The following is a 20,974-nucleotide window of genomic DNA, read 5'->3' as shown; positions in this document are numbered from 1 at the left end:
TTTTAATAAGTAAGTTATTATCACATTAACTTATATAATTTCAAAATATGAAAATGAATTATAGCAGGTGGGAATTATAATTAAAGTAATTAAGTTTTAAAGTGAAACTTATAATAATAAAATTAGGGGATGAATTATGGGTTATAAACTAATAGCATGTGATATGGATGAAACATTATTAAATGACAATCATGAAATATGTCAAAGAAATATTGATTTAATAAAAAAAGCAAGAGAAGAGTATGGAGTTAAGTTTGTACCTGCTACAGGGCGTGGATATGAATTAATTCAAAAGGAGCTTAAAACATTAGAACTTCATAATAAGGAGGGTGAATATGTACTTTCATTTAATGGTGGTGCTTTAACAGAGAATATTGGCAATAGAATATTACAGTTTAAAGGATTAAGCTTTAGTAAGATGAAAGAACTTTTTGAGTATGGTTTAAAAAAAGATTTATGTATTCATATTTATACTCAAAGAGATTTATATGTTTTTAATATTTCTGATAGTGAAGAGGAAAGATTAAGTAGAATAAATCATATTAGAATGGACAGTAATACAGTAGATTTTTTAGAAAATGAAGAAATTTCTAAAGTTATTTATCAAAATGTTGATGTTGATTATTTAATGTCACTAGAAGAAGATATGAAGAGTATAATAGAAGGACAATGCTCAGTAAGTTATTCATCTAATAGATATATGGAATTTAATACTCTAGGTGTTGATAAGGGACAAGGATTGATAGATTTAGCAAATCTATTAAATATAGATATTAAGGATACTATTGCAGTAGGAGATAACTATAATGATATGGCTATGCTTAAGGTTGCTGGACTTTCAGTAGCTGCTCAAAATGCAGTAGATGATGTAAAGAAGACCTGTGATTATGTAACAAAGGCTACTAATAATGAAGGCGTAGTTGCAGAACTTATTGAAAAGTTTATCTTAGAAAAAAGTATAGATTAAAAATAAAAGAAGCTCTGTTATACTATTAAGTATAATAGGGCTATTTTTTTAGTAGCAGAAATAACACTGAGGAAAGGGTGGGAAGCTTATGATACAGGATATAGAACCACATAAGTATAATAGTACTTATGGAAAGTTTGAAGTTAGAAATAATGATTATATAGTAGCTTTTAAAGAAAACAAGGCTATATTAATAAAAGATGGTAATGAAAAAAGAATACCTAAGTATAAAGAAGTAATGGGAGTATTAGATGGTTTAGAGCATTTAATATATATGTTTACTATAGATGAAAAAAGGTTTTTCTTGGCGCTAAAGGCAGATGTTAAAGAAAATGAAATTTTTGTAAAGGAGAGTATACAAGTATTTAGAACTATGAAGCCTCAATGGATGGCTTTTGCTGGATTTACTTCATATCATCTTTATATGTGGTACGATACTAATAGATATTGTGGAAGATGTGGAAGTATAATGGCACATAGTGATAAGGAAAGGTCATTAGTATGTAATAATTGCAATAATATTAGATATCCAAGAATATCACCAGGTGTAATAGTAGGGATAATAGATGGTGATAAGATGCTTTTAACTAGATATGCTAAAGGGCCTTATAAAAACTATGCTTTAGTAGCGGGATATAATGAGATAGGAGAATCTTTAGAGGAAACTGTAAGAAGAGAAGTTATGGAAGAAGTAGGTCTTAAGGTTAAAAATATTAGATACTATAAAAGTCAGCCTTGGGGACTTTCTGGATCAGTTTTATCAGGATTTTTTGTGGATTTAGATGGAGATTCCACAATAACGTTAGATAAAAATGAGTTAGCTGAAGCAATATGGATTAAGAGAGAGGATATACCTAAACCAGAATTAAATATTAGCTTAACAAAAGAAATGATAGAGTTCTTTAGAGTGGGTAAAATATGATAGAGTCGTTTTATAACGGCTCTTTTAATTTGCGATAATTAATTTTTACAACATAATGATTGAATAAATTATTAACTTTGAATGTATAGACAGAAATGTTGAAATGCAGAATATAGCAAAATAGCTAACTTAGAAATTTAGCAGAAGAAAAGAAGAGAAAAAAAGAGCAAAGTAAAGGATGAGTATTATATAAAGGATTAAATGAAAAAATAAACCAAAAGTGAAAGTGAGAAAGTTGGAAATTAAAATTGTAAAAAAATAACAATTGTTATAAAATCAGTTGGAAGTAAAAGAAAGGGGTAAACTTTTATGAGAAAACTATCACAGATAATAGCTAAAAATAGAGTAGTTATACTAGTATTAGCATTTATTTTGATAATACCATCAGCTTTTGGTTATTTTAGTACGAAAGTAAATTATGATATCTTAAGCTATTTGCCAAGTGATTTAGAAACAAGGCAAGCGCAATCGATTCTAAAAGAACAATTTGGCTGTGGTTCCTTAGCCATGCTGATAGTAGAAGGCATGGAGAATAAAGATGTTGAGAAATTAAAGGAAAAGGTTGAAGAGGTAAAGGGAGTAAATGAAGTTATATGGATAAATGATGCTTTAGATATTTCAGTACCAATAGAGATTTTACCTTCTAGTGTTAAGGACATGCTTTTCTCGGATAATTCAACTCTTATGATTGTTAAATTAAGTGAAACAGATGCAGATATAGATACACAAGAGGCAGTTCAAGAGATAAGAGATATTACAGGTAAACAAGCTTTTTTAAGTGGGGTAGCTGGAGTTATTAAAGATACTAAGGATTTAGCTGATAAGGAAGCACCAATATATATATTAATAGCAGTTATTATTTCACTAGTAATTTTAGCGTTAACTATGGAATCTTTTCTAACACCTATAATATTTTTACTTAGTATAGGAATTGCAATTATATATAATATGGGAACTAATATATGGTTTGGAGAAATTTCATATATTACAAAAGCTTTATCAGCTGTATTACAACTAGGTGTGACAATGGATTATTCAATATTCTTATTACACAGATATGATGAAGAACGATTGATTCAAAAAGATAATACAAGTGCTATGGCATCAGCTATAGAAAAAACCATAGGATCAATAGCAGGAAGTTCACTTACTACTATTGCTGGATTCTTAGCTTTATGTGTTATGAAGTTAGCTCTAGGTAAAGATATAGGGCTAGTAATGGTTAAAGGTGTGGTATTTGGATTAATATGTACGGTTACAGTACTACCATCACTTATACTGGTATTTGATAAAGCTATTCATAAATTTAAACATAAAACAGTTTTACCTAAGTTTGAAAAATCATCAGCTTGGGTTATAAATCATAATAAGGTTTTAGTATTGATTGGGGCTTTAATTTTAATACCAGCATTAATAGGGTATAGAAATACAAAGGTATATTATAATTTAGATGAATCTCTTCCAAAAGATTTACCATCAATAGTTGCTAATAGCAAGTTAAAAACAGAGTACAATATGATGTCTACTAATATTATTCTTGTAGACGAAGATTTAGATGGTTATAAAGTTAATCAAATGATTAAGGAGTTGAAATCTGTTGATGGGGTTACTTCAGTAATTGGACTTGAAGATATATTAGGGCCAAGAATTCCTGAAAGCTTTATTCCAGAAGAGTTATTGAATCAGATAAAAAATGGTGGACATGAAGAAATAATGCTTAACTCAAAATATAAAGCAGCATCAGAAGAAGTAACAGCTCAACTTGAAGAAATAAATAATATTGTTAAAAAATATGACCCAGAGGGCTTAGTAGGTGGAGAAGCTCCATTGACAAATGACTTGATAGATATAGCAGATACTGATTTTAAGATGGTTAGCTTTGTATCAATAATAGCAATATTCATAATTATATTAATTATATTTAAATCACCAATAATACCTATAATTTTAGTTTTAGCAATAGAACTTGCAATATATATAAACCTTGGTATTCCATATTACATGAATACAAGCATTCCTTTTATAGCATCCATAGTAATTGGAACTATCCAGTTAGGTGCAACTGTTGACTATGCAATACTGTTAACATCAAGATTTAAAGAAGAACTTGCAAAGAATAAAGATAAGAAAGAGGCTATGAGAATAGCGCTTCAAGGCTCAACAAGATCAATTGTAACTAGCGCTTTAACATTTTTTGGGGCAACAGCAGGAGTTGGAATTATATCAGATATGGAGATGATTAGCTCATTATGCACATTGATGGCAAGAGGAGCAATAATAAGTATGTTTGTTATATTGTTCATACTTCCAGGCATCTTATTACTTTGTGAAAAAATAATAGTTAAAACAAGTAAAAACTTTGTTGAATGTGTTGAAGGAGGAGAAGAGTAATGAATAAAGGATTATCAAAAAAGATTATATGTTTAGCAACTTTGATAGCAACTACAACATCAACAATGGCATTTGCACAAGATATAAAAAAAGATGAAACTGTTTATGTATTATTGGATGAAAACGGAAATCCAACAAAGCAAATAGTGAGTGATTGGATAAGTAGTGATGAAACTTTAGGAAATTTTACAGATAAATCAAACTTGAAAAATGTTAAAAATGTTAAAGGTGATGAAGAACCAGTTTTAAATGGAGATACTTTAAAGTGGGATATTGATACAACAGATCTTTATTACCAGGGAGAAACAAATAATAAATTACCGGTATCATTATCAATTAAATATGAGTTGAATGGAAAAGAAGTAAATCCTAAGGATGTATTAGGGGAGTCAGGAAAATTTAAGATTACTTTAACTCTAACAAATAATGAAAGTAAAACAAAGGTGATAAGTGGAAAAACTAGGACTTTATATACACCATTTTTAAGTGCCACAGAATTAACTTTATCTAATGATAAATTTTCAAATGTTAAAGTAAATACAGGGAAAATATTAAATGATGGTAATAATTCATTTATAACATTTATTTCTCTACCAGGTCTTAAAGAATCTCTAGATTTAGATAATTTATTTGATGATAATGAAGATATTAATATGGATTTAGACTTAAAAGATTCAATAGAAATAACAGGTGAGACAACGAATTTTGAAATTCCAGCAGTTATGATGCTTGTAACTACTTCAAGTGAGGAGTTAGAGGAAATTAAGGGTTCAGAAACTATAAATGATTTAAGAAATTCATTGAATGATCTTAAGGATGGAGGGGAAGAACTTTTAGCTGGAAGTAAAGAGTTATTAGAAGGACAAAAAGAACTAGCTAGTAATTATAAAACTTTTGATAATGGGGTAAGCACTTTAGCAGATGGAGCTACTCAATTAAATAGTGGAATAGCTGAATTAAATGGTAAGGTCCCAGAGTTGATTACAGGAGCAAATGTATTAATGAATGGTGCTGGACAAATAAAAGATAATTATGCATTATTTAATGAAGGTGTAGCAACATTATCAAATGGAGCAACTGCTTTAGATAGTGGGGTAAATACATTGAATAATAGTATTCCAGCTTTAGTAGATGGCTCAAAACAATTAGAAGATGGGTTGAGTCAAGTTAAAAGTAATTATGAGACATTTAATGCAGGTGTATCTAGTATAGCAAAAGGTGCAAGTGATTTAAATGATGGAATAAGTAGTTTAGGAGAACAAGCACCAACATTAATTAAAGGAATAACAGATTTAAATAGTGGACTTGCTCAGCTAGACCAAAGTAGAGAAACTCTTGCAAATGGAGTAACTGACTATGTAGATAACTCTGTAAAACTTCAAAGTGGATATTCTCAACTAAATGATGGAATAACCACAGCTTCAGAAGGGGCAGCAGCTCTAAGTAATGGACTTTCAGGTGGTAGTGAAGGATTGGGAGAGTTAGTTAGCAGTACAGAGACTTTAGATGGACTTGCAGGTAACTTAAATCAAATAATAGAAGCATTAGGAGATACTAATCCAGAATTAACTGAATCACTTCAACAAATTAGTGGAGGAATATCACAGGTATCAGAAGGTCAAAAGAGTGGATTAGCTACTTTAAGTAGTAGTTTGAATACAGCAGCTACTTCAGCTAATGAATTAGCTGAAGGATTAAATACAGCTTTACAAACTTCTCAATATTTAAATGGAAATTTTGAAGAGTTAATTAGTAATGGAGAAAATTTGAAATCAGGAGCGGCAAATATGTCAGATGGTGTAGGTCTAGCTTATGCAGGAAGCCAACAATTAGCAAATGCTACTGATGCCTTGGAAACCGGTATTTCAAAATTGACAAAAGGTAGTGGTGATTTATTAGCTGGAACTAATGAATTAAATTCAAACTCAAGTAAGATAAATGATGCAGTAGGTCAATTATATTCAGGAAGTACTCAGCTATCAGCAGGAACAACTCAGTTGCAAGAGGGAACAACAGCGTTACAAGCTGGTAGTAATCAGCTTGTAAATGGAGCTAAAGAGCTAAATGACAATTCTAAGAAGATTAATGATGCAGTAGGAACTTTATATAATGGAACTACCGCATTAGCTAAAGGTGGAACAAGCTTAAGTGAAGGTGTTTCGCAATTAGCTGATGGAGGAAATAGTTTAGCTACAGGAGCTAATGATTTAAGAACAGCATCTTCTCAAATATTAGAAGGAACTAGCCAATTAGAAAATGGTACATCTGAGCTTTATGATGGTGTTTCTAAGCTTAAAGAGGAAGGTTTAGATAAAATAACTGATAAAGGAAGTACAGTTCTTGATTCTATAGATGGATTTGTAGAAGTTAAAGATGAATTAGTTCAAATGTCAAAAGAGTATGGAGTATACTCAGGTTTATCTGAGCATATGGATGGGTCAGTTAAATTCATTATGAGAAGTAATTCGGTAAAATGTAATGATAAGGAAGTAACTGACGAAAAAAATAATGATAAAACTACTGAAACAACAGAAAATGAAACTAAAAAAGATGGAATAATTTCAAGAATAAAAAATCTATTCCACTAAAATTAATAAATTAAATATTATATTTAAAAAAACTTTAAGCTGATATTTTGGCTTAAAGTTTTTTTGTTTTATTAAAATGGCGTTTAGAATTAGTAAATAAAAATTAGCAAAATTTTAAAATGTCGTTCAAAGATTGGTGTAATACGTTTATTTTATGAAGACATTATAATACCATATATTTAGATTTTAAAATACGTTTTAGGAAGTGAGTATATATGGGGAATAAATTAGAACATGAAAAAATACCAAAACTTTTAACATCTTTAGCAATACCAGCTATTTGCGCACAAGTGGTAACTTTACTTTATAACATGATAGATAGAATGTATATAGGAAGAATGGATAATGGAATAATGGCTATGGCTGGAATAGGTGTATGTGTACCAATTATATCTATAATTACTGCATTTACAGGGTTATTTGGGAGAGGGGGAGCACCATTAGCAGCTATAAAGATGGGAGAAAATAATACAGATGAGGCAGATAATATAATATCTAATAGTTTTATGGCATTAATTATTTCATCAGTAATAATAACAATATTAATTTTATTATTTAACAAAGAAATATTAATACTTTTTGGAGCTAGTCAAAATAGTTTACCTTATGCCTTAGAGTATATGGAAATATATGCTTTAGGAACAGCTTTTGTTCAATTAACAGTTGGTATGAACTTTTATATAAATACTCAGGGATTTGCTAAGTTTGGAATGATGAAAATAATAATTGGTGGAATATTAAATATAATATTAGACCCAATTTTCATATTTGGATTCAATATGGGAACTAAAGGAGCAGCATTAGCTACAGTACTATCTCAATTTGTATCATTTTTATGGGTATTAAGCTTTTTGTTTGGTAAGAGAACATTACTTAGAATACGTAGAAAATACTTAATGTTTAACAGAAATATAATGAAGCAAATAGTTACTTTAGGTTCAGCTCCATTTTTTATGAGCTCAACAGAAGGGCTTTTAATAATATGTTTTAATAGTCAGTTATTAAAATATGGAGGAGATATAGCAGTTAGTTCAATGACAATAATGATATCTATGTTCCAATTTATATTATTACCTATAGAAGGTATAGCGCAAGGTTCTCAGCCGATTATAAGCTTTAACTATGGAGCTAAGAATTATGATAGGGTTAGAAAAACAATAAAATTAGCTATTGTAGTATGTTTAATATATTCGTTCTTAGGAACGGTGTTAATGGAATTATTTCCAAAGATGTTTATATCAATATTTACTAATGATGAGATATTGCTAAATCAAGCTGCGAGTATGCTTAGAATATATATTTTTGGTTGTATGATAATGGGTGTAAACTCAACATTCCAGCAAACGTATAATTCGCTAGGTGAAGGCAAGAGATCATTTTTCTTTGCATTTTATAGAAAAATAATATTATTAATACCTTTAATTTATGTTTTACCTATGTTGTTACCAAATAAGCTTATGGCAGTTGTACTTGCAGAGCCAATTTCAGATTTATTAACAACAGTAACTAATGGGATGTATTTTAGAAGGTTTATTAAAGTAAAACTGCCTACTTCAAGCAAAAGTAATGATAAAGCATATGGTGAGTTAATAGTGGATAATGCAAATTAAGAACTAAGAGATTAAAAAGTAAGAGGGTTGGATTAAAGGTAGTGATTTATGGAGATACATAGTTAGATTTAGTTTAATAGTTGAATTTTTATATATGATTACTACAGAAAGGTATTATTTTCAAAAAATGAAAATGTATATAATGAAACAATAATTTCAAAAAATGAAAATAGTTACTGGATAATTAATTCTATAATAAGTGTAAAGAAAAGGTTTTAACGACAAGTTAAAAATATTTTTTAAAAAGGGAATGGGAGGAAAATTAATTATGGAAAAAAGACCAATAAAGATAGTTACAATAGGTGGAGGAAGTAGTTACACTCCAGAATTAATGGAAGGATTTATAAATAGATATCACGAACTACCAATCAGAGAATTTTGGTTAGTAGACGTTGAAGCAGGAAGAGAAAAGTTAGAAATAGTTGGAGCGATGGCTCAACGTATGTGGGATGCTTCAGGACATGATGTAAAAGTACATTTGACATTAGATAGAAGAGAAGCTTTAAAGGATGCCGATTTTGTTACTACTCAATTTAGAGTTGGTCTTTTAGATGCAAGAATAAAGGATGAAAGAATTCCATTTAGTCATGGTATGTTAGGACAAGAAACAAATGGTGCTGGAGGAATGTTTAAAGCTTTTAGAACTATTCCAGTGATATTAGATATAGTGGAAGACATGAAAGAATTATGTCCAAACGCATGGTTAATAAACTTTACTAACCCATCAGGAATGGTTACTGAAGCTGTTATTAAGCATGGAGGATGGAAGAAATGTATAGGTCTTTGTAATGTACCAGTAGGTGCAATGATGGGAGAACCTAAGTTAATAGATAAAAAAGAAGATGAGTTAATATTCCAATTTGCTGGATTAAATCACTTCCATTGGCATAAAGTGTCTGATAAACAAGGAAATGATGTAACTGCTGAAATAATTAAGAATATGTATGATAGAAAAGAGGATGATGGAACTCCTGCTAATATTCATAATATTAAATTCTTAAGAGAACAATTAGAACAAATGAATATTATACCTTGTGGATATCATAGATACTACTACTTACAAGATGAGATGTTACAACATGGACTTGAAGAGTTTAATGGAGAAGGTACAAGAGGAGAACAAGTTAAGAAAACTGAAGCTGAATTATTTGAACTATATAAAGATCCAAACCTTAACTATAAGCCAGAGCAATTAACAAAGAGAGGTGGAACACACTATAGTGATGCAGCTTGTGAATGTATAAATGCTATTTATAATGATAAGAAAATACCTATGGTAGTAAGTACACAAAATAATGGTGCAATTCCTGATTTAGCACCAGACAGCATAGTTGAAGTTACTTCATATATTACTGCTGCAGGAGCTATGCCAGTTGCTTGGGGTAAATTAAATTCAGCTGAAAAAGGATGGATTCAAGTTATGAAGGCTATGGAAGAATGTGTTATAGAAGCTGCTATAAACGGTGATTACGGACTAGCTTTACAAGCATTCTTATTAAATCCACAAGTTAAAGGTGGAGCAATTGCTAAAACAGTTCTAGATGAAATGCTAGTAGCTCATGCTAAATACTTGCCACAATTTGCAGAAAAGATTGCTGAGTTAAAAGAACAAGGTATTAGAAGCAATGACCCTATTGTTATGGAAATAATGGAAAGAGAAAACAAAGTTGTGGAACTTGTTTAGTTAATAGAAATAGATAAAATATAAATTATAATAAATTAAAGCATTTATTTTATAAAGTAATAGTATTATGATGTAAGTGTATTTTGATTAATTAAAAATACTTATTGCATTTCTAATCTATAAAAAGAAGATTTTAAGGCTATTTATCCTTAAAATCTTCTTTTTATTATATCAACTGTAGAATATCTACCTGATTCTATATAATGAGAAGCTTTAATACGTGAATTTAAGTTTTGGTCATAATTTAAAGAAAAAATACAGGAATATATTACATTTAAAACATACTCAATAGAAGTACTTGTAGTAAATGTAGCTATTTTTGAGTATAGTTTTTCTCGAGTACATATTCTAAGAACGCAGTCAGCATCTTCAGATAATGAATTACCACCTATACTTGTAATAGCTATAATAGGTATATTTTTATGCTTTAGGGCACTGACAACATTTTTTAAAGAAGGTGTTTCACCAGAATAAGAAATAATCATGGCACAGGAGGATTTTTCTGCAAGATAAGCAGCAAAGGTCTGTTCTCCTTGTAATGTACACATTTCTACTCTTTTACCTATTCTAGACATATTATGCTTAAATTCTTGGCTTATCAATGCATTATTACTAACAGCAAATAAGTTTATATAGCTTGAATTTGTTATTATTTTAATAGCTTTTTCTAAATCTTTATAGGTGATTAAGGAAAGTGTATCCTGTATAGCTTCCTTTTGTAAATTTGCTATTTTATTTGCAATCGAAAGAATACTATCATTTTTTATTAAAAGGAATATTGGCATCTATAGAATCAAAGTGGCTATTTAAATATTCTAATTCTTTTAAATAACTTTCTTTAAGTTCATTCCAACCAGAAAAACCAAGTTTTTGAGCTATTCCTACTAGAGTAGAAGCAGAAGTAAAGGTTTCTTTTGCTATTTCTTTAGTGGTTTTATCTTTAATAGACTCCTTAGCTTTAAGTATATAATCTATTAATGTTTTTTCAGAAGCTGAAAAATCACATTGTTCAAGTCTTTCGATAATTAACATAATTATGCTCCTTATAAAATTAGATATTTTAATCCCGTGTATTAATTAAGTCTAATATATAAACTAATAAAATAAAAGATATAAGTAACATATTTTATAATATGATACTATACCCTAATTCACGATATTTAGTATTATGAAAAGATATTTAGTGCTTGAATATTATTGGAAATATGTAAATAAATAATTAGTATTAGATAAATTTAAAAATCATGTTTGAAGATTTTTAAGGATTTATTGAAAAAATTTCGAACGATATTTCAATAATAATCAGAATTATTGATAGTATGTAGATATTTTATATAATGAAACTACAAGAGGCGATAAAATATTTCTAAGGTTTTGTTTAGAGATGTTTTTATAGATTTGGAGGAGAGTATATGTCATTAGGTAAAGATTTTTTATGGGGTGGAGCTTTAGCTGCACATCAATTTGAAGGTGGAGTATTAAATACATCTAAAGGTTTATCAGTAGCTGATGTTATGACAGCAGGAGCTCATGGAGTACCAAGAGTAATTACTGATGGTGTAGTTGAAGGAAATTACTATCCTAATCATGTTGGAATAGATTTTTATGGAAGATATAAAGAGGATATAGCATTATTTGCAGAGCTTGGATTTAAATGTTTTAGAACTTCTATAGCTTGGACTCGTATATTTCCATTAGGGATTGAAAATGAGCCAAATGAAGAAGGATTAAAGTTCTATGATAATGTTTTCGATGAATTATTAAAGTACGGTATAGAACCAGTTATTACATTAAGTCATTTTGAAATGCCATATCATATTGCTAAGGAATATGGCGGATTTATGAGTCGTGAAACAATTGACTTATTTGTTAAATTTGCAAAGGTTTGTTTTGAAAGATATAAAGATAAAGTTAAGTATTGGATGACTTTTAATGAGATAAATAACCAAATGAACTATAAAAATGATATATTTGGATGGACTAACTCAGGAGCACATTTTGGAAATTATGAAAACCCAGAAGAAGCAATGTATATATGTGGACATCATACATTAGTAGCAAGTGCCTTAGCTGTAAAAGTTGGACATGAAATTAACCCTGAATTTAAAATAGGAAATATGATAGCTATGGTTCCAATATATCCATTTAGCTGCAGACCAGCTGATATGGTTTTAGCTCAGCAAGCTATGCATGATAGATTTTTCTTCTGTGATGTACAAGTAAGAGGACATTATCCAGCTTATGCATTAAAGATGTTTGAAAGAAAAGGATTCAATGTAGAGATAACTGAAGATGATAAGAAGGCATTAAGAGAAGGAACTGTTGATTATATTGGTTTTAGTTATTATATGAGTAATACTGTTGATTCAACTGCTCATAGAGATACTTCTACTATTACAGATGGTTCAAGAGAGCACTCTGTAGATAATCCATTTATAAAAGTATCTGATTGGGGATGGGCAATTGATCCAGAAGGATTACGTTATGCTTTAAATATGTTCTATGAAAGATATGAGTTACCATTATTTATAGTTGAAAATGGATTTGGAGCTATTGATGTGAAGGAAGAGGATGGTTCATGTCATGATCAATATAGAATAGATTATTTAAAAGCTCATATTGAGCAAATGAAAATTGCAGTAGAAGAAGATGGTGTAGATTTAATGGGATATACTCCATGGGGATGTATTGACTGTGTATCATTTACTACAGGAGAAATGAAGAAACGTTACGGATTTATATACGTAGATAGAGATAATGAAGGCAAAGGGACTTTAGAAAGAAGTAAAAAGGACTCGTTTGATTGGTTTAAAAAGGTTATAGCTTCTAATGGAGATGATTTAGAATAATATTCTTTTAAGAGGTATTTACATAGGTACAGGTTTATTAGAAATAATAGATTCTATATATAATGTACCTTAGTAAATACCGTATATTATATAAATTTTTAAAGGAAATATTTTGGTTAAAATATAACTAAAACTAGTTAAAAAAGTATTGACAAGCTGTAAGAAAAAATATTACAATGTAAACGAATTAAAAGTTTATAAGTCAATATGTGATTGTTACTGGTTCGACCAGGCGAGACCTTAGTTAATGAGTAGAGAATTAGTCTTTCTCTATTGATTAGTTGAGGTCTTTTTTTAATTTTACAATAATATATATGTTATTTAATGGAAGTTGGATTGAAATATAAGCTTAAAACATGATAATATTATATATAACAGAAGAGTAAGTTAATGGTAATTTAAATTCGGCAAGTAAGATGGAGAGGATTAGCATGATAATAAAGAAAATATTTAATAACAACGCTGTAGTAGCTAAGGATTCGGCTAATCGCGAAGTTGTTGCTATGGGATGTGGAATTGCATTTAAAATGAGTGTTGGTGAGATTTTAGACCAATCTAAAGTAGAAAAGACATTTATATTAAAAGAAAAGGAAGCATCTGAAAGATTTAAGCTTTTACTAGAGGATGTTGAACCAGATGTAGTATCACTTGGCTATGATATTATTGAATATGCTAAAAATATATTAAATGGATCACTAAATGATTATATATATGTTACATTAACAGACCATATATATAATGTTTTAAAACTTCAAAAGGAAGGTTTCAATAGACCTAACGTAATAATATGGGAGATTAAAAAGTTTTATCCTAAGGAGTATGCTGTTGGACAAAAAGCTCTTGAATTTATAAAAGATGAACTAGAAGTTGAACTACCTGAAGATGAAGCAGGGAATATTGCTCTTCATCTAATAAATGCACAAGTTAATAAAAATAGTGACAAGGTTCAGGATGTTGCAAAACAGGCTAAGATGGTTCAAGATATATTAAACATAGTAAGATATACGTATAATATAAGCCTTGATGAGAAGTCATTAAGCTATGAAAGATTTGTAACCCACTTGAGATTTTTCTTTCAAAGGTTAAATCGAAAAGATAAGATTGAACCTAAAAATGATGATTTTTTATTAAAACAAGTTAAGATGAAATATGAAGATGCATATAACTGTATGCTTAAGATTGAAAAATACTTGAATGTAGAATTAGATGATGAAGAAAAATTATATTTAACGCTGCATGTACAAAGAATTACTAGCAAATAGTTTTTTAGTTAGAGTAACTAAAGAAAGTTTAAAACAAGCTCCTTATAGAGTTTCATAGGAGTTTGTTTTAAATAAAAGATAAACTGTAAAATAAAAATATTTTATAAAAGTATTGACAAGCTTTACAGAATCATATAAAATAAAGGAAAGTTAAATGTTTACAGATAAATATGTGATTGTTACTGGTTCGACCAGGCGAGACCTTAATTAATGAGAATAGATTTATATTTGATCTATTTTGATTAATTGAGGTTTTTTATATTTAAATGTAAGTTTAACTAAAGTAAAACAAGTTAAGATAAAATAAAGAAAATTTAATACGGATTGTTACTGGTAAAGCAGGCGAGACCAAATTTAGTAGAATAGTTAGATTTTATATCAATTTATTCTATTTATTTGGTCTTGCCTTTTTATATACAAAATCAAGTTAAGTAAGAGATAGTATAGCAATAATTATGTTATCGTTTACTAAACTTAGGAGAATTAAATAAATAAATTAATGAAAATCAAATAAAAAAATAATTTTGAAAAGGGGATGTAAATAATGAAGTATGAAAAGTTAGCTAAAGATATTATCGAAAATGTTGGCGGTAAGGGTAACATTAACAGTCTAACACATTGTGTTACAAGATTAAGATTCAAATTAAAGGATGAAAATAAAGCAAATACAGATGTATTAAAATCTATGGATGGTGTTGTTACAGTAGTTAAAAGTGGTGGACAATATCAAGTGGTTATAGGTAATCATGTACCAGACGTTTATGCAGATGTAGTAAAGGTAGCAGGACTTGCAACAGAAAGTTCTGAAGAATCAGAAGAAAAGATGAAGCCTTTCGATAGGTTTATAGATATAATTTCAGGTGTTTTTCAACCGGTACTTGGGGTATTATGTGCTACAGGTATGATTAAAGGATTAAATGCCATATTAATTGCAACAGGATTATTAGCAGAAACAGATTCTACTTATATAATACTAAATTCAATAGGTGATTGTTTATTTAACTTTTTCCCAATATTCTTAGGATTTACAGCAGCTAAGAAGTTTAAGTTAAATCAATTTACTGGTATGGCAATTGGTGCTGCGATGGTTTATCCATCAATTACAGCTCTTGCAGGTACAACTGTAACCTTCCTTGGAATTCCAGTAGTAATGCCATCAAGTAGCTATCAATCAACAGTTATTCCAATAATATTAGCCATATTCCTTGCATCAAAAGTAGAAAAGTTATTTAAGAAAATTGTTCCAGATGTTATTAAAACTTTTATAGTACCATTCCTTACTTTATTATTAGTAGTTCCAGTAACATTTATGGCAATTGGACCAGTAGCTACAATAGCTTCAAATTGGTTAGGTGATATAACTTTAGCAGTTTATAATTTTAGTCCAATATTAGCAGGTTTATTCATTGGTGGATTCTGGCAAGTATTCGTTATGTTCGGTTTACATTGGGGATTAGTACCTCTTGCAATGAACAATTTAGCAGTTTTAGGATACGATCCAATATTAGCGGCTTCAATTGCAGTTTGCTTTGCACAAACAGGTGTAGTTATGGCAATAGCGGCAAAAACTAAAAATAAAAAATTAAAATCATTATGTATTCCATCAATTATTTCAGGATTCTTTGGTGTTACAGAGCCAGCTATTTACGGTATTACATTACCAAGAAAGAAACCATTTATACTAAGCTGTATTGGTGGTGCGGTAACAGGTGGAATATTAGGTATATTTGGTTCAAAAATTTTCATGGTTGGTGGAATGGGAATATTTGCAATTCCAACATTTATAGGACCATCAGGTATAGATAAATCATTCTTAGGTATTATTGTAGCTAGTATAGCAGGTTTAATTGTAGGATTTCTATTAATGTACTTTACAAAATTAAGCCCAGAAGATATGACAGATGGTAAAGTTGAAAAGGTAGAAAATAAGGATAATAAAGATGCATTAGTTAAACAAGAAGTTATAGTTAGTCCGATTAAAGGAGATGTTTTACCTTTAAGCGAAGTTAAAGATGAAGTATTTTCACAAGGGTTATTAGGAAAAGGTGTTGCTATAGAACCAAAAGAAGGTAAAGTTGTTGCTCCAGTAGATGGTACATTAACAACATTATTCCCAACACATCACGCATTAGGTATTACAAGTGATAAGGGAGCAGAAATTTTAATACATGTTGGTATGGATACAGTTCAGTTAGAAGGAAAATGTTTTACTCCTAAAGTAAAACAAGGAGAAAGAGTTAAAGCAGGACAAGTTTTATTAGAGTTTGATATAAAGGGAATAAAAGAAGCAGGATACCATGTAACTACACCAGTAATAGTTTCTAACTCTGATAATTACTTAGACATAATAGGAACAGATAAGAAAGATATAAATAGAGAAGAAGACTTATTAACAGTTATGATTTAATGGATAAATAAAGTAAATTTATAATAGTTTAAAGGTCTAAGAAAAAATTCTTAGACCTTTAAAAAATGATAGTTTTATATAAAAGTAATAGATGGAGGATTTTAAAATGTATAGATTTCCAGAAGGTTTTTTATGGGGTGGAGCTACTGCTGCAAACCAATTTGAAGGTGCATATAATGAAGATGGTAAAGGATTATCAATCCAGGATTTACTGCCAAAGGGTATAACAGGACCAATGACAGAAGAGCCAACAGAAGATAATATGAAACTTATAGGGATAGATTTTTATCATAGATATAAGGAAGATATAAAATTATTTGCTGAAATGGGATTTAAGACATTTAGAATGTCAATAGCGTGGTCAAGAATATTCCCTAATGGTGATGATTTAGAGCCAAATGAAAAAGGATTAGAATTCTATGACAATGTATTTGATGAATTAGCTAAGTACGGAATAGAGCCACTTGTTACTTTATCTCACTATGAAACACCATTACACCTTGCAAGAGAGTATAATGGATGGACAGATAGAAGGCTTATAGGATTCTTTGAAAGATATGTAAGAACAGTATTTACAAGATATAAGGATAAAGTAAAATATTGGTTAACGTTTAATGAAATTAACTCAGCATTACATTTCCCAATTATGAGTGCTGGTATTTTAACACCAAAAGAGGAATTAAGTAAGCAAGACCTTTACCAAGCAATGCATCATGAACTTGTTGCAAGTGCATTAGCTGTTAAAATAGGTCATGAAATAAATCCAGAATTTAAAATTGGATGTATGATTCTTGGAATACCAAATTATCCATTAACTCCAAATCCAAGCGATATAATAAAAGCAATGCAAGAAGATAGAGGAACATTATTCTTTGGAGATATCCATGCTAGAGGAGAATATCCAAGATATATGAATAGATACTTCAAAGAAAATAATATAGAGATTAAATTTGAAGAAGGAGATGCAGAAATACTTAAGAATACAGTAGACTTTATTTCATTCAGCTACTACATGAGTTCATGTGCTACTGCAGATCCAGAGTTAAACAAAAAGGGTGCAGGAAACTTAATAGCAGGTGTACCAAATCCATACCTAGAAGCTTCAGATTGGGGATGGCAAATTGATCCTCAAGGGTTAAGATATATATTAAACTACTACTATGATAGATATCAAAAACCATTATTCATCGTTGAAAATGGGCTTGGAGCTAAGGATGAATTAATCACTGATGAAAATGGAAATAAGACAGTTAATGATGATTACAGAATTCAATATTTAAATGATCACTTAGTTCAAGTAGCTGAAGCTATTGAAGATGGTGTTGAACTTATGGGATATACTACTTGGGGATGTATTGATTTAGTATCTGCATCAACAGCTGAATTAAGAAAGAGATATGGTTTCATATACGTTGATAGAAATGATGATGGAACTGGTACATTAGAAAGATATAAAAAGAAAAGCTTTGATTGGTATAAAGAAGTTATTGCAACTAACGGTGGAAGCTTAAAATAGTTAAGAGTTAATAATTAGAATTTGAAGAAAAACTGCCAGCTTGGCAGTTTTTTATTTTTTAGAAGACTATATTTTTATAATGATTAAACTAGTATAATAAACATGTTAAATTATTGAGTTATTATAGGAGAAAATAGATGGATTTTGTAGCTATAGATTTTGAAACAGCTAATGAGAAAAGAAATAGTCCTTGTTCTATAGGGATTGTTATTGTTAAAGGTGGACAGGTAGTAGAAAAAATACACTATCTTATTAAACCAAAAGAAATGAGATTTATGCCAATAAATATAGGGATTCATGGGATAAGGCCAGCTATGGTAAAAGATGAGCCTGAGTTTAATGAGATATGGGATAAAATTAAGCATTATTTTAATGAAGACAATTTAATAATCGCACATAATGCATCTTTTGATGTGTCGGTATTAAGAAATACATTAGAACTTTATAATATAGAAGCACCAAAATTTAATTATATATGCACTATGAAGCTTGCAAGAAACTTTTATAAACAACTAGATAATGCAAAACTTAATACAGTAAATAAGTTTTTAGGATATGAGTTTAATCACCATGATGCTTTAGCTGATGCTCTTGCTTGTAGTAATATACTGCTTAATATATCAGAGGAGTTAGAGACAAAAGATATAATGGAAATATCAAAGTTCATAGGAGTTACTTTAGGTACAGTAAATAAAGATGGATATACACCATCATCTACAAAGGGAAGAGTGCTTAGAACATCAGGTAAAATATTTTCTAGAGAAATAAAAAATGATAACTACAATTTTGATGCTTTCAAGGATGAAGTAATTGTGTTTACTGGAGGACTTGGATCAATGAGTAGAGAAGAAGCAAGTAGATTAGTTAGAAAGCTTGGGGGCTCTATTGGTAGTTCAGTAACTAAAAAAACAACAATATTAATAACTAATACTAAAGATATAGAAAGTCTGCAGAGAGAAGAAATGAGTATCAAGCTTAGAAAAGCAGTTGATTTAAGGGCTAAAGGACAAAATATAATAATTATGAATGAAGATGAGTTTTTACTTAAATGTAAATAATTATATTGTTCTTCGGTTAATATATTTAAAGTTTTTAGATAATAAATATTTATTATTGCTCCTCATTTTAACTTAAAAGTAATTGTGTTTTTTGTAAAATGAGGAGTTTTTTTATCGAAATAAATGATAAAAAAATGTCAAAATAGAATTTAAAAAAATAGTTATATAAAAAAATAAACCACTATAAATATAAAAAGAAAAAGTTTACTGAAATAATAACTGAAAAATATAGAGTTAAAAATATAACAAAAAATATTGACTTAATAGTAAATGGCAAATATAATTAAATAGAAATATAAGTAAATACAACCATATTTAAGCAAAAATGTATTATATTTTAGGGGGAGAAAAAATGAAAGCAAAAAAAATTTTAAGCTTATGTTTAGCAGCTGCTGTAATTATAGGAATGGTTGGTTGTCAAAGTAAAGGAAACGATGAAACTGCTCAAAGCGGAAATGATACTCAAACTGAAACTCCAGCAGAAACACCAGCTGAGAAAGTAACTTTAAAAATTGGTCAAGCTAACTTTGTTGCACATGGTACAAAAGCTTTTGCTGTTGTAACTACTGTAGTTAGTGGTGATGAAATAGTTTCAGCATATATTGATGAATTCCAATACATGAGCGCTGATACTTCAACAGGTGTTCCAAATAGTGAAGGAATGGCTGATAATGTAATTGAAGGTAAGGTATTAGGTTCTAAGAGAGAAAATAATGAAACATATTCAAAGAATATGGCAGAAAAAGCAGGTTCAACTGTAGAAATTGCTACAAACTTTGATGTTATACAAGACTTTGTAAAAGGTAAGAAAATATCTGAATTAGAAGAGCTAGTAGGAAAGAGCGCAGAAGAAGTTGTAGATGCTGTAACAGGTGCAACTTTAGCTGATACTACAGGATATATTCAAGCTGTTTTAGAAGCTGCAAAACAAGCAGATTCAACTACAGGAGTAGAATTTGATGGTAATGTTGAAGATTTAACTTTAGCACAAACTTATTCTGCTGCTCACGGAACAAAGAGCTTTACTATAACTTCTGTATTAGTTAATGGTGATGAAGTAGTTTTAGCATATATTGATGAGTTACAATATATGGCTGCTGATACTACTACAGGAGTAGCAAACAGTGATGCTGATTTAGCTGAAAACTATGCTGAAGGAAAAGTGTTAGGTTCAAAACGTGCTAATGCAGAAAGCTATTCAAAGAATATGGCAGAAAAAGCAGGTTCAACTGTTGCTATAGATGCTAATTTTGATGCTATTCAAGAATTCGTTGAAGGAAAGAAAATATCTGAATTAGAAGAAGTAACTGGAAAGACTGCAGAAGAAGTTATTGATGCTGTAAGTGGATGTACTTTAGCTGATACAACAGGATATATTACTGCTGTAATCGAAGCTGCAAAAGCTGCAAAATAGTATAGAGTAAATGTAAAGAGTAATTTCTAAATGGTAAAAACCATAAAGAAATTACTCTTCTTTTTTTATAAATAATATAATTTTTGTGCATATGTAAAATAACTTCTATAAGGAAATTAAGATAATATATAATATGTAGAATGTGAGATTTATTGTGTAATTAAATGTGTAAAAGTATAATTTATTTGAATCTGTTAAGTTGATATGAAAAAATAGCTTGATTTTTCATAGAATTGCTCGCTCTTTGAAAATTATATAAGTTTGAATTTTTTATTGTATGGTAAACAAACCTACAATAAAATTGAT

The 20,974-nt window shown here is 29.4% G+C and carries 14 protein-coding genes; 12 read left to right on the top strand and 2 right to left on the bottom strand.

The features are described 5' to 3' along the window. Positions 1 to 136: 136 nt before the first annotated feature. From H8S10_RS12710 to H8S10_RS12685, 6 genes are all read left to right on the top strand, one after another. Positions 137 to 967: a Cof-type HAD-IIB family hydrolase gene (locus H8S10_RS12710; protein ID WP_055263828.1), complete on the top strand. Its 831-nt coding sequence runs from the start codon at positions 137 to 139 to the stop codon at positions 965 to 967. A gap of 88 nt (positions 968 to 1,055) precedes the next feature. Beyond that, positions 1,056 to 1,889, top strand: a complete 834-nt coding sequence (nudC, locus tag H8S10_RS12705) for an NAD(+) diphosphatase (RefSeq protein WP_186839133.1) — start codon at positions 1,056 to 1,058, stop codon at positions 1,887 to 1,889. A 309-nt stretch (positions 1,890 to 2,198) separates the two neighbouring features. After that, complete coding sequence (locus H8S10_RS12700) at positions 2,199 to 4,280, top strand: MMPL family transporter (RefSeq protein WP_186839132.1); 2,082 nt, start codon at positions 2,199 to 2,201, stop codon at positions 4,278 to 4,280. Then, positions 4,280 to 6,868: a hypothetical protein gene (locus tag H8S10_RS12695; protein ID WP_186839131.1), complete on the top strand. Its 2,589-nt coding sequence runs from the start codon at positions 4,280 to 4,282 to the stop codon at positions 6,866 to 6,868. The genes H8S10_RS12700 and H8S10_RS12695 overlap by 1 nt, the downstream gene beginning before the upstream one ends. A gap of 215 nt (positions 6,869 to 7,083) precedes the next feature. Beyond that, complete coding sequence (locus H8S10_RS12690; RefSeq protein ID WP_186839130.1) at positions 7,084 to 8,478, top strand: MATE family efflux transporter; 1,395 nt, start codon at positions 7,084 to 7,086, stop codon at positions 8,476 to 8,478. 268 nt (positions 8,479 to 8,746) lie between these two features. Next, on the top strand, positions 8,747 to 10,162 hold the full coding sequence (locus H8S10_RS12685) for a 6-phospho-beta-glucosidase (RefSeq protein ID WP_186839129.1): 1,416 nt from the start codon (positions 8,747 to 8,749) through the stop codon (positions 10,160 to 10,162). Positions 10,163 to 10,311: 149 nt separating this feature from the next. Here the strand turns inward: H8S10_RS12685 and H8S10_RS12680 are convergent, their stop codons facing one another. After that, the gene (locus H8S10_RS12680; RefSeq protein ID WP_243175882.1) at positions 10,312 to 10,947 is read right to left on the bottom strand and encodes an SIS domain-containing protein; all 636 of its coding nucleotides are present in this window, start codon (positions 10,945 to 10,947) and stop codon (positions 10,312 to 10,314) included. Then, positions 10,919 to 11,194 (bottom strand): hypothetical protein, encoded by a 276-nt coding sequence (locus tag H8S10_RS18180; RefSeq protein WP_243175881.1) that lies wholly within the window; start codon positions 11,192 to 11,194, stop codon positions 10,919 to 10,921. Before H8S10_RS18180 ends, H8S10_RS12680 begins: the two co-directional genes overlap by 29 nt. Before the next feature lie 380 nt (positions 11,195 to 11,574). Between H8S10_RS18180 and H8S10_RS12675 the strand changes: the two genes are divergently transcribed. The 6 genes from H8S10_RS12675 to H8S10_RS12650 all read left to right on the top strand — a co-directional run bounded on the left by H8S10_RS12675 (position 11,575) and on the right by H8S10_RS12650 (position 20,668). Next, a complete protein-coding gene (locus tag H8S10_RS12675) occupies positions 11,575 to 13,011 on the top strand; it encodes a 6-phospho-beta-glucosidase (protein ID WP_186839128.1) in 1,437 nt (478 codons plus the stop codon). Positions 13,012 to 13,442: 431 nt separating this feature from the next. Next, on the top strand, positions 13,443 to 14,273 hold the full coding sequence (locus H8S10_RS12670) for a PRD domain-containing protein (protein ID WP_186839127.1): 831 nt from the start codon (positions 13,443 to 13,445) through the stop codon (positions 14,271 to 14,273). Positions 14,274 to 14,817: 544 nt separating this feature from the next. After that, positions 14,818 to 16,680 (top strand): beta-glucoside-specific PTS transporter subunit IIABC, encoded by a 1,863-nt coding sequence (locus H8S10_RS12665; protein ID WP_186839126.1) that lies wholly within the window; start codon positions 14,818 to 14,820, stop codon positions 16,678 to 16,680. Positions 16,681 to 16,786: 106 nt separating this feature from the next. After that, positions 16,787 to 18,196 (top strand): glycoside hydrolase family 1 protein, encoded by a 1,410-nt coding sequence (locus H8S10_RS12660; RefSeq protein WP_186839125.1) that lies wholly within the window; start codon positions 16,787 to 16,789, stop codon positions 18,194 to 18,196. A 137-nt stretch (positions 18,197 to 18,333) separates the two neighbouring features. After that, on the top strand, positions 18,334 to 19,254 hold the full coding sequence (locus H8S10_RS12655) for an exonuclease domain-containing protein (RefSeq protein WP_186839124.1): 921 nt from the start codon (positions 18,334 to 18,336) through the stop codon (positions 19,252 to 19,254). Between the two features lie 352 nt (positions 19,255 to 19,606). Beyond that, positions 19,607 to 20,668, top strand: a complete 1,062-nt coding sequence (locus tag H8S10_RS12650; RefSeq protein WP_186839123.1) for a peptidoglycan-binding protein — start codon at positions 19,607 to 19,609, stop codon at positions 20,666 to 20,668. Positions 20,669 to 20,974: the final 306 nt, after the last annotated feature.

This window comes from Clostridium sp. NSJ-49, assembly GCF_014287725.1.
GTDB lineage: Bacteria > Bacillota > Clostridia > Clostridiales > Clostridiaceae > Clostridium > Clostridium disporicum_B.
The sequence above is the reverse complement of the archived record's forward strand: the minus strand, read 5'-3'. Positions and strand labels throughout refer to the sequence as shown.